This window comes from Sphingobium xanthum (assembly GCF_019737615.1).
GTDB lineage: Bacteria > Pseudomonadota > Alphaproteobacteria > Sphingomonadales > Sphingomonadaceae > Sphingobium > Sphingobium xanthum.
On the sequence record NZ_JAHKKS010000004.1, the window covers coordinates 35,929 to 50,364 of the forward strand.

Below are 14,436 nucleotides of genomic sequence, written 5' to 3' on the forward strand. Positions count from 1 at the left end.
GTCAGTTGTACGCAGTTCTGTTTTGGAGACGATTATGCGGTTCACGCCCGCTTCCATCCTGTTGGCAAGTGCGCTCGCCCTATCTGCGAGCAGTGGCATCGGCAAGCAGGCGCCTCTCCCGGCGCCGAATGCGCGGGCCCAGCAGTGGATTGCGAAAGGTCAGGACGCTCTTGCTGTCGGCAATATCAATGCTGCCCGCGATGCCTATGAGACGGCGGCGCTGCTCGCGCCGCAGGAGCCATCCATCTATCTCGCCCTCGGCAAGATCGCGCGTGCGCAGAAGATGCCGGGCAAGGCGATCCGCTATTATAGCCGGGCGCAGGATCTCGATCCCAGCAACCAGCTCGCCCTGCAGGGGCAGGGGCTGGCGATGATGGACAAGGGCGCGACCGAGAGCGCGCGCGAGACGCTCGCGAAGCTGCGCACCGTCTGCAAGTCGAACTGCACCAATGCCGAGCCGCTGATCGCGGCGATCGCATCGGGCGGGCCGAAGGTGGCCGCCGCCGAAGCCCCGACGCTCCCCAAGGGCGTCGAGCAGCGATAAAGCGCTAATCGGCGTCCGCGCTGCCGAGCAGCCGGGCCAAGGTCACGAAATCCTCGACGGCCAGCGTCTCGGCGCGACGGCTCTCGTCGATCCCTGCCTGCGCCAGCGCAGCGAGCGCGCCGGGCACGCCCTTGAGGCTCTGACGCAGCATCTTGCGGCGCTGGCCGAATGCGGCGGCGGTGATCCGCCCGAGCAGCTTCACATCCACGCCCGCCGGTGCTTCCGCTGGCACGATGTGAACGACGGCGGACATGACTTTGGGGGGGGGCGTGAAAGCCGAGCGATGCACTTTCATCGCAATGCGCGCATCGCTGCGCCACTGCGCCAGCACGGCCAGCCGGCCATAAGCGTCACTCCCCGGCTTCGCGACGATCCGCTCGGCGACCTCGGCCTGGAACATCAAGGTCGCCGATTTCCACCAGGGCGGCCAGACCTCGCTTTCGAGCCAGCCGACCAGCAGCGCCGTGCCGACATTATAGGGCAGGTTCGCGACGATATGCGCCGGCCCGCCGCACTCCGCTTCCGGATCGATCCGCAGCGCATCTTCGGCGATCACGCGGAGCTTGCCCGGACAGGCGCTGCCGAGCTCCGCAAGCGCCGGCAGGCAGCGGTCATCCCGCTCCACCGCCGTCACCTGCGCACCGGCGCGCAGCAGGGCGCGCGTCAGGCCACCAGGGCCGGGGCCGACCTCGAAGGCCCGCTCGCCCGCCAGCGGGCCGGGCACGGCCGCGATCCGGTCGAGCAATTGCTCGTCCAGCAGGAAATTCTGACCGAGCGCCTTGCTCGCGCGCAAGCCGTGAGTCGCGATCACCTCGCGAAGGGGTGGCAGGGTCGGGAGCGTCGGCATGCTCCCTCCTAGCAGGCGTCGGCCCAGGAGCGGCGGCAGACCTCGGCGTCGCGCGCCATCCTGATGGCGGCGATCATCGCGCCGGGATGTGCATGACCGCGCCCGGCCAGTTCGAAAGCCGTGCCATGATCGGGCGAGGTGCGCACGATCGGCAGGCCGAGCGTGATGTTGACGCCGTCGTCGAAATGCAGCGTCTTGATGGGGATCAGTGCCTGATCGTGATAACAGCAGAGCGCTGCGTCGTAGCGGGCCCGGGCGCGGTGCGAGAACATGGCGTCGGCCGCGTGCGGGCCGGTAATGTCCAGCCCTTCCTCGCGCAGCTGCTCGAGTACCGGGATGATGAGCTCCTGCTCTTCGCTGCCAAGGAGGCCATCCTCACCCGCATGGGGATTGAGTCCGGCCATGGCGAGGCGCGGATTTTCAATGCCGAACAGGCGCCGCAGCCCACGCACGGTCGCGAGCGCGCGGCTGCGGATGAGAGTTGATGTGAGCGCCTGCGGCACTTCGACAAACGGCACATGGATGGTGAGCGGCACGACGCGCAGGCTCGGGCCGGCCAGCATCATGACGATATTCTCTCGGCCGACGCCGCAGCGTTCGGCGACGAACTCGGTCTGGCCCGGATGCGTGAAGCCGACCTGGGCGAGTTGCGCCTTGGAGACGGGTGCGGTCACAAGCGCGGCGGCGCTTTCCGCCCGCACGAGACCGGTCGCCGCCTCCAGCGACTGGAAGGCGCAGCGCGCCCCGTCCAGTGTCGGGCTGCCCGGGATGATCTCGCCCGCATCGGCCACCTGCAGGCAGGGCAGGGCGTGCTCGAAGACATCGACGGCTTCGGCCGGATCGCTGATCCGTTCGATCGGGCCGTCCCATACGGCCTTGATCGCCTCGACATCGCCGACGACGAAGAAGCGCGGGAGCTGCTCGGTCATGCGCAGGTCCCAGGATTTGGCGATGACTTCCGGCCCGATCCCCGCCGGGTCGCCCAGCGATATCGCGATCGGGCGAAGCGAGGTGGCGCCGGGCCAGAACTCGGACCGATCAGTTATAATCGATCACCGCGTCGCGTCGCAGATCGCGCAGATAGGTGCGCGCCCGCTTGTTCACACGGTCCTCTTCCATCTGGGACATGATCTGGTCAAAGCTCGGCGCGCTCGCGTCCTGCGGATCGTCGCGGCCGCACAGGATCAGCGCTCGCACCCCGTCCTGTGCCGAACCGAACGGCGGCGTCGATTCGCCGACCTGCATGGCGAGCAGAACGCTCTGCAACTGGGCAGGCAGGTTGCGCGCCTGAATATCGTTCTCGACGACGGTGGCGTTGAGCCGTGCCGCGAGTTCCGAGACAGCGCCGCATCCGCGCACGCCCTTGAGCGCCTCGCCGAATTCATTGGCCTTCTTCTGCGCGTCGGCCGCACTCGTGCCGGCCGGGAAGTCGATGGCGACCTGCTTCAGGCTGAGCACGGCATCGCGCGGATCGGCCGTCAGCACCTGGCGCTTGTCGATGAGATAGAGGATCGAAAAGCCGCCGGGAATTGCGATCGGCCCCACAATCTGGCCGACCTGAAGCTGCTGCGCTGCCGTCGCAAGCTCGTCGGGAAGCTGCGCGAGCCGCACCCAGCCGAGATCGCCACCAACTGCCGCGGTGGAGGCTTCCGAATATTGTCGCGCATAGGCCTGGAACGATCCGCCGCCACGGATCTGGTCCATGATCTGCTGGCCGTTCTGCATCACGCGCTGCTGCGTTTCGGGCGTTGCCGAGAGGTAGATTTCGCCGATGCGAAACTCTTCCTTGCCCTTGGCGTCGGTCATGCGCTTGACGACCGAACGGACTTCTTCCTCGGAGACGTTGACGAAGGGCTGAACCTCACGGCGCAGCAATCGGTTCCACGCGACTTCGCCTTCGATCTGCCGCTTGATGCTGCGATCCGAGGAGCCTTGCGCGATCAGATATTTGCTGAAGTTTTCCGGCGTGTAGCGGAAGTTGGCGGCGACACGGGCGAAGTTCTCGTCGAGCTCGGCCTTCTGAACCCGGATGTCCTTGGATGCCGCGGCCTGAATTTGCAGCGTCTCGTCGATCAGATTGCGCAGCACCTGCAGCTTGAGGCGATCGCGCTCCTCGTCGCTGACCTTGCCGCCATTGGCGAGGACCACCAGCGCGAGACGCTGATCCACGTCGGTCTCGGTGATCACTTCGCCATTCACAAGTGCGGTCGCGGTGCGCACATTGGGGTCGCGCTTGCCGAACAGCGTGACCGAATCCGGAATGTCGAGCGCGGAGCTGGGGGCTTCGAGATTTCCTTCGTCCACCGTCTGGGCCTGCGCCGCAAAGGCCAGCGCACAGCCCACGGCGCCAACGGCCACGAGGCCGGCGAAACGGGCGGACATCGTCTTCACTTCAACCAATATGCTCTCCATCCGCAAGCAGATCACGGCCGATCATCGGCGAACCTGCTTTCGCTCCTGCCTCATCGCGGCTTAACCACGGCTGAGCAATGGCCGGCCCCCGGACGGGGACCTCGGCCGGTCGCGACGGCCCGTCTTTATATGCCCAGATTTTTAAATACCAGCCGCAGCTGAAAGGAATTGCCGCGCCGCGCGTCGCCCACGGTCTGATAGTCGCGGCGCCAGGTCAGGCCCATTTCGAGGCAGTCATCCTCATAAGCGACGCCGAGGCGGTGACGCACCGGCTCGAAGCCGGAGAGGGTGCTGGTCGGATCGTCGCTGGCGCCGGTGAGGTCGATGTTGGTCGAACCGAACACGGACCAGTATTTGGCGAACGCGACGCGGGCGCCGACGCGCACTTCCTCGACATCGCGCAGATCCTCCACGCCGGTCGTCACGTTGCGGTTGAGCCGGATATAGCCGATTTCCGCATAGGTCTGGCGCGAGCCGACCGTCGCCTCGATCTCGTTGCGGCGCACGGCGAGATTTTCCTTGTCGAGCCGGAAGCGGTGCGTGACCTGGACGAAATCCTTGAAGCGCAGTTGTGAACGGCCGACGATGTCGGAGAGCCGATCGGACAGGCCGGTGCCGTTCGGCAATACGGTCGTCCGCTCGTCGAGTCGGTAGCTCTGGCCGATGGTCGCGTCGAATGTGAAGTTCGGCCGATCCAGCCGATAGTCGAAGCCATAGGTGATGCGGCTCGAATCCTCGAACCGGTCGTATCCGGGGAAGCGATTGAGCGCGAAGAGGTTCGAATCTTCCAGATCGATCGCGCGCGCATCTTCATTGGGCAGGCTCAGATTGGCGAGCCGCGGCGCGACGACGAGCTGGATGCGCGGCACGATCCGCTGCGTGCCGCCGAGCGCTCGGCCGATGAAGGGCCAGCGCATGTCGAGCGCGAGCGCCGCGATGCCGCGCGTCTTCCAGCCCGGATCGCCGCGATAGATGACGGTTGGGCTGAGCGCGTTCTGCGAGCTGTGATAGACGTCGCCGCGTGCATAGCCGGTCAGGGTCAGTTCCTGGCCGAGCCGGGTGAGGCGGCTCTGCTGCCAGGTGATGCCGACGAAGGCGCGCTGGCTGTCCTGCCCCTCGGTGCGCAGGATGGCGAGGCTGTTGGCCTGGATCTGTACCGATCCACCAAGCAACGGATCGGTCGTGCGCAGCCGGTAGTCGATGGCGGGGATGGCGATCGGCACCTGGCCCGCTACGGCATTGGGCCGCAGCGACTGGAAATCCCAGCCGGCGATCGAGAGATAGCTGCGCGTGCCGATCCGCTCGAGATTGATCGTCGAGCGCAGCCGGTCCTCATGGCTGATATCGTAGCGATTGAGGAACGTGCGGTCGCTCACATAGCGGAGCGATCCGGACAGGGACCAGAGCGGGTCGAACTGGAACTTGCCGCTCGCCGCGAAATAGCCGCGCAGCCTGTCCTCGCTGGTCGTGACACCTGGCGTAGAGACCGGTGTCACCTGGCTGACCGTGCCGAAGCCGGTCACCTGATAGGCGCCGTTGGAGAGCAGCGCCCGGTAATTGCCTTCCAGCATCGGGAAGACGGCGCTGTAGACATGTGGCGTGATCGTCAGGTCGCGGTTGCTGGCGATGCGCCAGTAATAGGGCACGGCGAGCTCGAAGCCGTTGCGCCGGTCATAGCCCACATCGGGCACCAGCAGGCCGCTGCCGCCTTCCTCGCCGATGCTGTGACGCAGGCCGGGCAGCGGGATGAGCGGCATGCCGAGCAGCTTCACCCGCGCATTATCGTAGCGCACCCGCTCGCGTGCCTGGTCGAGCACCACGCGGTCGGCCTGAATCTGCCAGGTCGGCTCCTTCGGACAGCCATGATCGTCCTCGACGCGGCAAGGCGTGTAGGCGGCATGCTCCAGCACATAGATGTCGCCTTGGCGCGTACCCTTGTCGGCGGCGAGGCGATTGTCGTTCTGGGTGACGATCAGCAGGTTCGCGATGACGCCGTCACGCAGGCTCTCGGTCACGTCCATCTCGTCGGCATAGGCCTTGTCGCCATTGCGGTTGACGAGGGCGACGTCGCCGCGCGCGATTACCGTGCCTTCCTTGCGATTCCAGACGACCGAGTCCGCGACCAGGCGCGCGCCATCGCGCGTGACATGGACATTGCCCGACGCCGTGACGACATCGCCCTCATAGTCGTAATCGATGCGGTCGGCCTGGAAGCCGATTTCCTCGGCGGAGATTGGCTGATCCGGCGGGGCGACATCGACGCCCCGGTCGGGCCGGTCCTGAAGGCTCGGCGGAGCCCCGGTCTGCTCCTGCGCCTGTGCGGGTCCGGCCGCCGCGAACAGGAGGAGGGAAAGGAAAACGGCAGGCATGAGCATGCCAGGGCGCATGCGCTCCTGACCATCGTCCCTGCGGCGCAACACAGTCGCCAAAGCTCTTCTACTCCATCCGGCACACCGGCCGGTGCTCCCACCTTCGCGCCTATTGCATCGCAACGCCGCAATCGCAATTGCCTAACCAAGCATGAAATCGCGGTTTATATTCCGTTTGCCGTGGCGCGCATGCCGCCAAGTCGCTATTTCGGGGCCAATCGGGCGCTGTCCGGCGCGCAAACCGTTCCAGGAGTTCGTTTCATGAAAATCGCGATCAGTGCTTCTCGTCCGTCGGACGTGGGCTGTCTCATCTTTCCCGTCGCCAAGGGCAGCGTCATCGCGCCGGCGATCGAGGCGCAGACGCTGGCGGCTGAAGCGGCTGGCGCATCGCGCTTCGCGGGCGAGACGGGCGCCGTGGTTGAGCTGTTCGCGAGCGAAGGTGGCCGAACCGTGCGCATCCTCCTCGTCGGCACAGGTGAGGGTAAGGTCGCGGACTTGGAGAAGGCAGGCGCGGCGGTCAGTGCGCGCCTGCTGACCTCGGGCCTGACGCATGCCGCCGTGGATGGCACGGGCATCGATGCGGCATCGCTCGCGCATCTCGGCCTCGGTGCCTGGCTGCGCGCCTGGCGTATCGATACTTATCGCACCAAGCTTGCCGAGAAATCCAAACCCACGCTCGAGACGCTGACTCTGGTCAGCGATGCAGCGGAGCTGGGCAAGAGCTGGGCCGATCTGGAAGCGGTCGCGCAGGGCGTCGCCTTCACGCGCGAGCTGGTCTCCGAGCCCGGCAACATCATCTATCCCGAAACCTTCGTGGAGCGCTGCCAGCATCTGGCGGAGCTTGGTATCGGGATCAGCGTCCTCGACGAGGCCGACATGGCGAAGCTCGGCATGGGCGCACTGCTCGGCGTTGCGCAGGGCTCGATCCGCAAGCCGCGCCTGCTGGCACTGCACTGGGATGGCAGCGCGGGGGCGCAGGAAACGCCGCTCGTACTGGTCGGCAAGGGCGTGACGTTCGACACGGGTGGCATTTCGCTCAAGCCCGGCCCCGGCATGGAAGACATGAAATGGGACATGGGCGGAGCCGGTGCGGTCGTCGGCACAATGAAGGCACTAGCGCTGCGCAAGGCGAATGCGCATGTCGTCGGCATTTGCGGACTGGTCGAGAACATGCCCGATGGAGGCGCGATGCGCCCCGGCGATATCGTCACCAGCATGTCCGGCCAGACGATCGAAGTGCTGAATACGGACGCGGAAGGCCGTCTCGTCCTGTGCGACGCCATCTGGTGGGCGCAGCAGACCTACAAGCCAAACACCATCGTCGATCTCGCGACTCTCACTGGCGCGATGTTGATCTCGCTCGGCGTCGAGCATGGCGGCCTGTTCTCCAACGATGACGGCCTCGCCAATCAGCTGCTCACGGCCGGCCTCGAAAGCGGTGACAAGCTGTGGCGCTTCCCGCTCGCGGACGCCTATGACAAGCTGATCGACAGCCCGATCGCCGACATGAAGAATATCGGCCCGCGCTACGGCGGCTCGATCACCGCGGCCCAGTTCATCAAGCGCTATGTGCAGGAAGGCGTCAGATGGGCGCATCTCGACATTGCCGGCATGGTCTGGGCCGACAAGCCCGGCGCGACGTGGGACAAGGGCGCCACCGGCTATGGCGTGCGCCTGCTCGATCGGCTGATCCGCGATCATCATCAGGCGGGGTAAGGAGCAAGGGCGCGATCAAAATTGACCAGTGCTCCTGCGAAGGCAGGAGCCCAGGGCGTTCGAGCGCAGTATCATCCGGACCTGGGTTCCTGCCTTCGCAGGAGCACTGGTTTGCGCTAGGACCCCTCCATGCAGGTCGATTTCTACCAGCTCAGCCGCGACCCCGCCGAGGCGGTCATTCCCGGTATAGCGAGCCGCATCCTCAAGGACGGCGGCCGCCTGCTGGTCGTCTCGGCCGAGCGCAGCCAGCTCGATCGCATCTCGCACACCCTCTGGAGCGCCGGCCCCGAAACCTATTTCGCCAACGACCATGCCGACGCGCCGATGCCTGAGGTCCAGCCGATCCTGCTCGCATGCGACTGCGCCCCGGCAAACGGCGCCCGCCACGTCGCGCTCGCCGACGGCCACTGGCGCGAGGAAGCCCTGAGCTTCGACCGCGCCTTCTATTTCTTCGACGGCGCCACGATCGGCGAAGCCCGCACCGCCTGGCGCACCCTCAGCAAGGCCGACGGCATCACACCCCGCTTCTGGAAGCAGGACGGCGGCAAGTGGCGGCAGGGGCCTTGAGTTCGACTGCCCGTTGCCTGCTCCTCAGCATTGCCGGCTAGCGACAGCTTCCTGTCAGGTCCGGCCGCCATCATTGATCGAACGGCAGTGCGACGTCGCACTCTCTCGCGTAAAGGCGCGGGTTGCTGAAAGTGGTCGCACGAAGCTGGTCTTTAGCGCGCTCGACGCGGAATGGACTTATAGATTGGGTGCGACTTCGGGGAACTGGCGGGTGGCCGACGGAACGGCCCGAATGGCTGGGCAACCAGATACTCAATTGATGTCCAAACTCGAGCTGCAAGGCGAGAAGAGTGCGATTTCACGCTGCCCCGCAATTCGCGGTTTGCTGACCGAGAGGCATATTCCTTTCGGCGACGAAGCGATGAAGACTGCGAAGGGCGATAGGCGAGCCGAATATTCCGCAAGTCTGGAAAGCGTTTCTCTGCCAGCCCTGAGTCATGATGGTCAGTCGGCGCTCATCGCCACAAGCTGGGTAAAGGGCGCGACCGAAGGCGAAGGCTATATCGAACTGATGCGACGCCAGCCCAGCGGGGAATGGATCGTCGTTTCTCGCGCGGTGACTTGGGTGTCCTGATGCTGTCGCGCCTCATATCATCCTCACCCTTGATCCGCCCTCACTTCGCCGCTAGAGGGCGCGCGTCTTTCTTTTCAGCCAAAATCCGGAGCATTCCCATGGCGGTGACCCGCACCTTTTCGATCATCAAGCCCGACGCGACCCGTCGCAACCTGACCGGCGCCGTCACCAAGATGCTCGAGGAAGCCGGCCTGCGCGTCGTCGCTTCCAAGCGCATCCACATGACCCGCGAGCAGGCCGAGGGCTTTTATGCGGTCCATAAGGAGCGTCCCTTCTTCGGCGAGCTGGTCGATTTCATGATCTCCGGCCCGGTCGTCGTGCAGGTGCTCGAGGGCGAGAACGCCATGCAGCGCAACCGCGACATCATGGGCGCGACCAACCCGGCCAATGCCGAGCCCGGGACGATCCGCAAGGAGCTGGCCGAGTCGATCGAGGCGAACACGGTCCACGGTTCGGACAGCGACGAGAATGCCGCGATCGAGATCGCCTATTTCTTCAAGCCGGAAGAAATCGTCGGCTAAAGCGCTTTTCATTGCGTTGATGAAGAGGGGCGCCGGGCTGACCGGACGCCCCTTTTTCCTTGCCTCCGGACCGGGATAGCAAAACGCCGCCCGGTCTCCCGGACGGCGCTCTGCGGATCGTTGAGATGGCTCAGGCGAAGCTGACGACCGTCTTGCCGCGGCGGCGACGCATCTGCAGGCCAACGAGGCCGAGACCGCCGATCATCATCGCCCAGGTCGTCGGCTCGGGCACGGCGCCGGGAGTCGGATCGCCCGGATCGCTGCCGTCCGTCGTCAGCGTCGACTTGGCCAGCGTCACGCTCCAGCCGATGTTGTCGACGTCGATGTCGAGCCGCACCTGTAGCCCGGCGGCGATGTCATCGAAGAAGTTCGCGCCGAGGTTGAACGTGGTGAATTCCCACACCTCGCCGAAACCGTCGAGACTGCCGAGCAGGACCCAGGCGCCGCTATCCCACGCATAGACATTGTCGACTTCCGGCGGGAACGTGCCGCCATTGCCGTCCGTGTCCACGTCGAACGCCGAGATGTTGAGTTCCGCCGTGGCGAAGCCTGGTGCGATTGCGCCGTGCGTCCATTCCCAGTCTTCATCGGCATCGCGATAATAAGGGGAATCGAACTTCTCGGCATCGGTGGGCACGAAGAAACCCGTCGGCGCCTCTGCGATATCGACAGCTGCGTTGGCGGCGCCGGCGGACAGGCCGATCAGGGCGGCCGCGGTCAGATAAGCTACTTTGTTCACGATTACTCTCCCACGAGTATCAGAGTGCGCCGCGCACATTCATGCGTCGGCAAAGTGGCGACCTCAGGCGCGACCTTCACTATTTTCTGCTGCGGGAATTGGACGGAATCGTCGCTCGCTCGCTCGGATTATCCTGTTTGCACAACCGGTTATCGCCGGGACGCCCGGCGCTCCCGAAATCGGTTTTACCGGCCGAAGCGCCACGCCGTGCGCGGCTTGCGATAGGCTCCCCGCTGCCGGGATGAAGCGGTGCCTCGCGGCGTCCGGCCGCTTCAGTCGTTGCCGCGCATCCGCTCGTGATGACGGATCACCTCGTCGATGATGAAACGCAGAAATTTCTCGGTGAAGTCGGGATCGAGATTGGCCTCGACGGCGAGACGGCGCAGCCGCGCCACCTGCTTGCCTTCGCGCGCGGGATCGGCCGGGGGAAGGGCGGCCTGCGCCTTGTGCTGTCCGACGGCCTGAGTGATCTTGAAGCGCTCCGCCAGCAGGAAAACCAGCGCGGCGTCGATATTGTCGATGCTTTCCCGATAGCGCGCGAGCGTCTCGTCCATGGCGCGGTCTTCTCCCTTTGAGCGGCGGGCATCACTCGCCGCTCTTGGGCCACAAGGCAAGCCAATTTGCTTGCCAAAGCGCATGTCCGCCGCCACAGCACGCGGCATGAGCGCTACCATCCATCGCATGCCCGGCCGGGCCGCGCCGACCCTCCAACCCATGATGACACTCGTCGCGGATGACCTGAACAGCGTCAACGCGGTGATCCTCGCGCGCATGCAGTCGCGCATTCCTCTCATCCCGGAGCTGGCCGGCCATTTGATCGCCGGCGGCGGCAAGCGCATGCGCCCGATGCTCACTCTGGCCTGCGCGAAGCTGCTCGAATATGGTGGCACGCGCCATCACAAGCTCTCCGCCGCCGTCGAGTTCATCCACACCGCCACCTTGCTGCATGATGATGTGGTCGACGGCAGCGGCATGCGGCGCGGGCGTCGCACGGCGAACATGATCTGGGGTAATAATGCCTCCGTGCTCGTGGGCGATTTCCTGTTCAGCCGCTCGTTCGAGCTGATGGTCGAGGATGGCTCGCTCAAGGTGCTGCGCATCCTCTCCAATGCTTCGGCCGTGATCGCCGAGGGTGAAGTGAACCAGCTCACTGCCCAGCGCCGCATCGAGACGGACGAGGACCAGTATCTCGACATCATAGGCGCCAAGACCGCCGCGCTCTTCGCCGCCGCCTGTCGCATCTCCGCCGTGGTCGCCGAGCGGCCCGAGGCGGAGGAACTGGCGCTGGACGCCTATGGCCGCAATCTCGGCATCGCCTTCCAGCTGGTCGATGACGCCATCGATTATGTCTCGGACGGCGAGACGATGGGCAAGGACACCGGCGACGATTTCCGCGACGGCAAGATCACCTTGCCCGTGATCCTCGCTTATGCGCGCGGCAATGCCGCCGACCGGAAGTTCTGGAAGGAAGCCATGTCCGGCCTTCACGGCGATAATGCCGATCTCGGTCAGGCCCAGTCGTTGCTCCAGTCAACCGGCGCGATCGACGATACGCTGGCGCGCGCCCGCCATTATGGCCAGCGCGCCATCGATGCGATCGGCATGTTCGGCAATGGCGCGGCCAAGTCTGCTCTGGTCGAGGCGGTCGAGTTCGCCATCGCCCGGGCGTATTGAATCATGCACGCGCGGAGCTGGTCTCTGCGCGTCGCCACGCCGGACGATGCAGCTCAGGTGTCGGCTCTGCTCGATCGATCCTACGGGACCATCTGGGTCGGCCATTACGATCCTGACCTGATCGCGACCGTCCGCCCGTTCGTCACCCGTGCCAATCCCAAATTGCTCGCCTCCGGCACCTACTTCGTGGCGGAAGCCCCCGGAGGCCTCGCCGTGGGCTGTGGCGGCTGGACGCATGAGGCGCCCGGCACGGCCGCGCTGGAGGACGGCGTTGCCCATATCCGCCATTTCGCGACCGATCCGGACTGGCTGCGCCTCGGCATCGCGGCGGCGATGCTCCGCCGCTGCATGGCGGAAGCGAAGGCAAGCGGTGCCGTCACCTTGTTCGCCGACTCAGCGCTCGGCGCAGAGGGGTTCTACGGTGCCTTCGGCTTCGAAGTGCAAGGCCCCACCGCACCTCTCATCAATGGCCATGCGCTGCCGGGCGTCCTGATGCGGGTTGCGCTGTGAGCCCCGGAGGTGCCCCGATGAAGATGAAGAGCTTCGCCAGCCCCGATGCCTTCGCCGAGGACGCGGGTGGATGGCAGCGTCCACTCGTCGAGCAGTTTCGCACCGCCATCCACGCGGGCGGCGATTTCTCCGAGCAGATCAAATGGGGCAATCTCGTCTTCGCCTCGAATGGCCTCTGCATCCTCATCCGCGTCGAGGATGCGCGCGTGCTGCTCGGCTTCTGGCGAGGCAAGCGGCTCCGCGATCTCGAGCCGCGCATCAAGGCGAGCGGCAAATATGAGCTCGGCAACATCGTTCTGCGCGAAGGGGAGGGCCTTTCGAGCGATCAGGTCACGCGGCTCGCCGCGGCGGCGGCCGCGCTGAACGCTGAACTGGGTGATCCTGCTGCCATCGGGCGGTAACAGGCAGTTTAGAAGAAGCGCCGAGAGGAGTTCCGACTCGATGAGCAAGCTCGACCAGTTCCCCATTGCCCGCCGCTGGCCCGCAACCAATCCGGAGATCATTCAGCTCTACGGTCTGCCGACGCCCAATGGTGTGAAGGTCTCGATCGCGCTGGAAGAGATGGCGCTGCCCTATGAGCCGCACCTCGTCGACATCATGAAGAATGAGAGCTGGACCGAGGAATTTCTGGCCCTGAACCCGAACGGCAAGATCCCGGTCATCATCGATCCGGACGGTCCGGATGGCGAGCCCCTCGGGCTCTATGAGTCGAACGCGATCCTGCTCTATCTCGCCGAGAAGACCGGCAAGCTCATCCCGGCCGACCGGCGCGGGCAGCTCGCGGTGCGCCAGTGGCTGTTCCTGCAGGCGGCGCATATCGGGCCGATGTTCGGCCAGGTCGGCTTCTTTCACAAGTTCGCCGGCAAGGAGATCGAGGACAAGCGCCCGCGCGACCGCTTCGTCGGCGAATCTAAGCGCATGCTGAAGCTGCTGGAAGATGCGCTCGCCGATGGCCGCCCGTGGCTCATGGGAGAGGACTTCACCATTGCGGAATGCGCCTGTCTCGGCTGGGTGCGCAATCTGATCGGCTTCTATGAGGCGGGCGAGTTGGTCGATTTTGCCGCGCTCACCCATGTGCCGCGCTGGCTGGAGGCGGGCCTTGCCAGACCGGCCGTCCAGAAGGGTCTCGCGACCCCGGCGAGGCCGGCATGAGCCAGGCCGCAGCCTATGAGCGCTTCCGCGCGCTGCATGAGCGCCCCGGCGCCTTCATCATGCCCAATGCCTGGGATGCCGCATCCGCCGCCTTGCTGGCGCGCGAAGGCTTCGAGGCTTTGGGTTCGTCCTCAGCCGCCATCGCCTTCGCGCTCGGCCGGCAGGATGGCGCCCATGCGGTGAGTCGCACCGAGGCGATCGACAATGCCGTCCTTCTCGGCACCGCCAGCGGCCTGCCGGTGAACGGCGATCTGGAGGATGGCTTCGGCCCAGATTCCGAGGACTGCGTCGCGACGGTGGAAGCATCCATCGCGGCGGGCCTCGCCGGTCTTGGCATCGAGGACACCACCGCCAATCCCGCCGATCCGATCCACGGCTTCGACGCCGCCGTCGCCCGCGTCGCCGCCGCTGCGAAAGCCGCCAAAGGCCGCATCCTGCTGACCGCCCGCGCCGACAATCTCATCAATGGCCGGAACGATCTCGACGACACGATCCGCCGCCTCGTTGCCTTTGCCGAGGTCGGCGCGGACGTGCTCTTCGCGCCCGGCCTGCCGTCTCTGGAGGCCATTGAAGCAGTGGTGAAGGCCGTCGCCCCCAGGCCGGTCAACGTCCTGATCGGCCCGGCTGATCTGGCAACGTTGGACGCCATCGGGGTCAAGCGCGTCAGCATGGGCGGCATGCTCCAGCGCCGCGCCTATGACGGCCTGATCGATGCCGCAAAGGCGTTGAAAAACGGCAATATTGCGGGTGCAAAGGCGACGATCACCCATGGCGATCTTATGGAGCTTTTTGCGCGCTAGGCGGAGCGCAA

General features: G+C 65.6%; 16 protein-coding genes. 10 read left to right on the forward strand and 6 right to left on the reverse strand.

Translation table 11 applies throughout. The features are described 5' to 3' along the window. The first annotated feature begins 34 nt into the window (after positions 1 to 34). Positions 35 to 544 carry a tetratricopeptide repeat protein gene (locus KM135_RS08570; protein WP_221713594.1) on the forward strand — a complete coding sequence of 170 codons (510 nt, stop codon included), beginning with the start codon at positions 35 to 37 and terminating at the stop codon, positions 542 to 544. A gap of 4 nt (positions 545 to 548) precedes the next feature. Here KM135_RS08570 and rsmA read toward each other — a convergent pair whose 3' ends face one another. The 4 genes from rsmA to KM135_RS08590 all read right to left on the reverse strand — a co-directional run bounded on the left by rsmA (position 549) and on the right by KM135_RS08590 (position 6,178). Then, entirely contained in the window at positions 549 to 1,391 is an 843-nt protein-coding gene (rsmA, locus tag KM135_RS08575; RefSeq protein WP_221713595.1) for a 16S rRNA (adenine(1518)-N(6)/adenine(1519)-N(6))-dimethyltransferase RsmA, read from the reverse strand. A gap of 8 nt (positions 1,392 to 1,399) precedes the next feature. Beyond that, entirely contained in the window at positions 1,400 to 2,437 is a 1,038-nt protein-coding gene (gene pdxA / locus KM135_RS08580) for a 4-hydroxythreonine-4-phosphate dehydrogenase PdxA (protein WP_221713825.1), read from the reverse strand. Further along, on the reverse strand, positions 2,430 to 3,773 hold the full coding sequence (locus KM135_RS08585) for a peptidylprolyl isomerase (protein WP_221713596.1): 1,344 nt from the start codon (positions 3,771 to 3,773) through the stop codon (positions 2,430 to 2,432). Before KM135_RS08585 ends, pdxA begins: the two co-directional genes overlap by 8 nt. A gap of 155 nt (positions 3,774 to 3,928) precedes the next feature. Then, positions 3,929 to 6,178, reverse strand: a complete 2,250-nt coding sequence (locus tag KM135_RS08590) for an LPS-assembly protein LptD (RefSeq protein ID WP_221713597.1) — start codon at positions 6,176 to 6,178, stop codon at positions 3,929 to 3,931. A gap of 255 nt (positions 6,179 to 6,433) precedes the next feature. Here KM135_RS08590 and KM135_RS08595 point away from each other — a divergent pair, with 255 nt between their 5' ends. The 4 genes from KM135_RS08595 (at position 6,434) to ndk (ending at position 9,550) form a co-directional block, all read left to right on the forward strand. Beyond that, complete coding sequence (locus KM135_RS08595) at positions 6,434 to 7,888, forward strand: leucyl aminopeptidase (RefSeq protein ID WP_221713598.1); 1,455 nt, start codon at positions 6,434 to 6,436, stop codon at positions 7,886 to 7,888. Positions 7,889 to 8,017: 129 nt separating this feature from the next. Continuing rightward, positions 8,018 to 8,455 (forward strand): DNA polymerase III subunit chi, encoded by a 438-nt coding sequence (locus tag KM135_RS08600; RefSeq protein ID WP_221713599.1) that lies wholly within the window; start codon positions 8,018 to 8,020, stop codon positions 8,453 to 8,455. A gap of 259 nt (positions 8,456 to 8,714) precedes the next feature. Continuing rightward, positions 8,715 to 9,029 carry a hypothetical protein gene (locus KM135_RS08605; protein ID WP_221713600.1) on the forward strand — a complete coding sequence of 105 codons (315 nt, stop codon included), beginning with the start codon at positions 8,715 to 8,717 and terminating at the stop codon, positions 9,027 to 9,029. Between the two features lie 98 nt (positions 9,030 to 9,127). Further along, complete coding sequence (gene ndk, locus KM135_RS08610) at positions 9,128 to 9,550, forward strand: nucleoside-diphosphate kinase (RefSeq protein ID WP_221713601.1); 423 nt, start codon at positions 9,128 to 9,130, stop codon at positions 9,548 to 9,550. 130 nt (positions 9,551 to 9,680) lie between these two features. Here the strand turns inward: ndk and KM135_RS08615 are convergent, their stop codons facing one another. After that, on the reverse strand, positions 9,681 to 10,289 hold the full coding sequence (locus KM135_RS08615) for a PEPxxWA-CTERM sorting domain-containing protein (RefSeq protein WP_343228167.1): 609 nt from the start codon (positions 10,287 to 10,289) through the stop codon (positions 9,681 to 9,683). A gap of 272 nt (positions 10,290 to 10,561) precedes the next feature. Beyond that, the gene (locus KM135_RS08620) at positions 10,562 to 10,843 is read right to left on the reverse strand and encodes a chorismate mutase (protein ID WP_221713603.1); all 282 of its coding nucleotides are present in this window, start codon (positions 10,841 to 10,843) and stop codon (positions 10,562 to 10,564) included. Positions 10,844 to 10,949: 106 nt separating this feature from the next. Between KM135_RS08620 and KM135_RS08625 the strand changes: the two genes are divergently transcribed. The 5 genes from KM135_RS08625 to KM135_RS08645 are packed head-to-tail and all read left to right on the forward strand — an operon-like array spanning position 10,950 to position 14,425. After that, positions 10,950 to 11,963 (forward strand): polyprenyl synthetase family protein, encoded by a 1,014-nt coding sequence (locus tag KM135_RS08625; protein WP_221713604.1) that lies wholly within the window; start codon positions 10,950 to 10,952, stop codon positions 11,961 to 11,963. A 3-nt stretch (positions 11,964 to 11,966) separates the two neighbouring features. After that, the gene (locus tag KM135_RS08630; RefSeq protein WP_221713605.1) at positions 11,967 to 12,473 is read left to right on the forward strand and encodes a GNAT family N-acetyltransferase; all 507 of its coding nucleotides are present in this window, start codon (positions 11,967 to 11,969) and stop codon (positions 12,471 to 12,473) included. A 17-nt stretch (positions 12,474 to 12,490) separates the two neighbouring features. Continuing rightward, positions 12,491 to 12,874 carry a DUF1801 domain-containing protein gene (locus KM135_RS08635; protein WP_221713606.1) on the forward strand — a complete coding sequence of 128 codons (384 nt, stop codon included), beginning with the start codon at positions 12,491 to 12,493 and terminating at the stop codon, positions 12,872 to 12,874. A gap of 40 nt (positions 12,875 to 12,914) precedes the next feature. After that, positions 12,915 to 13,625 carry a glutathione S-transferase family protein gene (locus tag KM135_RS08640; protein ID WP_221713607.1) on the forward strand — a complete coding sequence of 237 codons (711 nt, stop codon included), beginning with the start codon at positions 12,915 to 12,917 and terminating at the stop codon, positions 13,623 to 13,625. Further along, positions 13,622 to 14,425, forward strand: a complete 804-nt coding sequence (locus KM135_RS08645; protein ID WP_221713608.1) for an isocitrate lyase/PEP mutase family protein — start codon at positions 13,622 to 13,624, stop codon at positions 14,423 to 14,425. Before KM135_RS08640 ends, KM135_RS08645 begins: the two co-directional genes overlap by 4 nt. Positions 14,426 to 14,436: the final 11 nt, after the last annotated feature.

Excerpts from the sequence above, each read along its gene's own strand:
- KM135_RS08570 (WP_221713594.1), top strand. The coding sequence starts at position 35 with ATGCGGTTCACGCCCGCTTCCATCCTGTTGGCAAGTGCGCTCGCCCTA.
- rsmA (WP_221713595.1), bottom strand. The coding sequence starts at position 1,391 with ATGCCGACGCTCCCGACCCTGCCACCCCTTCGCGAGGTGATCGCGACT.
- KM135_RS08585 (WP_221713596.1), bottom strand. The coding sequence starts at position 3,773 with ATGTCCGCCCGTTTCGCCGGCCTCGTGGCCGTTGGCGCCGTGGGCTGT.
- KM135_RS08590 (WP_221713597.1), bottom strand. The coding sequence starts at position 6,178 with ATGCTCATGCCTGCCGTTTTCCTTTCCCTCCTCCTGTTCGCGGCGGCC.
- KM135_RS08595 (WP_221713598.1), top strand. The coding sequence starts at position 6,434 with ATGAAAATCGCGATCAGTGCTTCTCGTCCGTCGGACGTGGGCTGTCTC.
- KM135_RS08600 (WP_221713599.1), top strand. The coding sequence starts at position 8,018 with ATGCAGGTCGATTTCTACCAGCTCAGCCGCGACCCCGCCGAGGCGGTC.
- KM135_RS08605 (WP_221713600.1), top strand. The coding sequence starts at position 8,715 with ATGTCCAAACTCGAGCTGCAAGGCGAGAAGAGTGCGATTTCACGCTGC.
- ndk (WP_221713601.1), top strand. The coding sequence starts at position 9,128 with ATGGCGGTGACCCGCACCTTTTCGATCATCAAGCCCGACGCGACCCGT.
- KM135_RS08620 (WP_221713603.1), bottom strand. The coding sequence starts at position 10,843 with ATGGACGAGACGCTCGCGCGCTATCGGGAAAGCATCGACAATATCGAC.
- KM135_RS08625 (WP_221713604.1), top strand. The coding sequence starts at position 10,950 with ATGAGCGCTACCATCCATCGCATGCCCGGCCGGGCCGCGCCGACCCTC.
- KM135_RS08630 (WP_221713605.1), top strand. The coding sequence starts at position 11,967 with ATGCACGCGCGGAGCTGGTCTCTGCGCGTCGCCACGCCGGACGATGCA.
- KM135_RS08635 (WP_221713606.1), top strand. The coding sequence starts at position 12,491 with ATGAAGATGAAGAGCTTCGCCAGCCCCGATGCCTTCGCCGAGGACGCG.
- KM135_RS08640 (WP_221713607.1), top strand. The coding sequence starts at position 12,915 with ATGAGCAAGCTCGACCAGTTCCCCATTGCCCGCCGCTGGCCCGCAACC.
- KM135_RS08645 (WP_221713608.1), top strand. The coding sequence starts at position 13,622 with ATGAGCCAGGCCGCAGCCTATGAGCGCTTCCGCGCGCTGCATGAGCGC.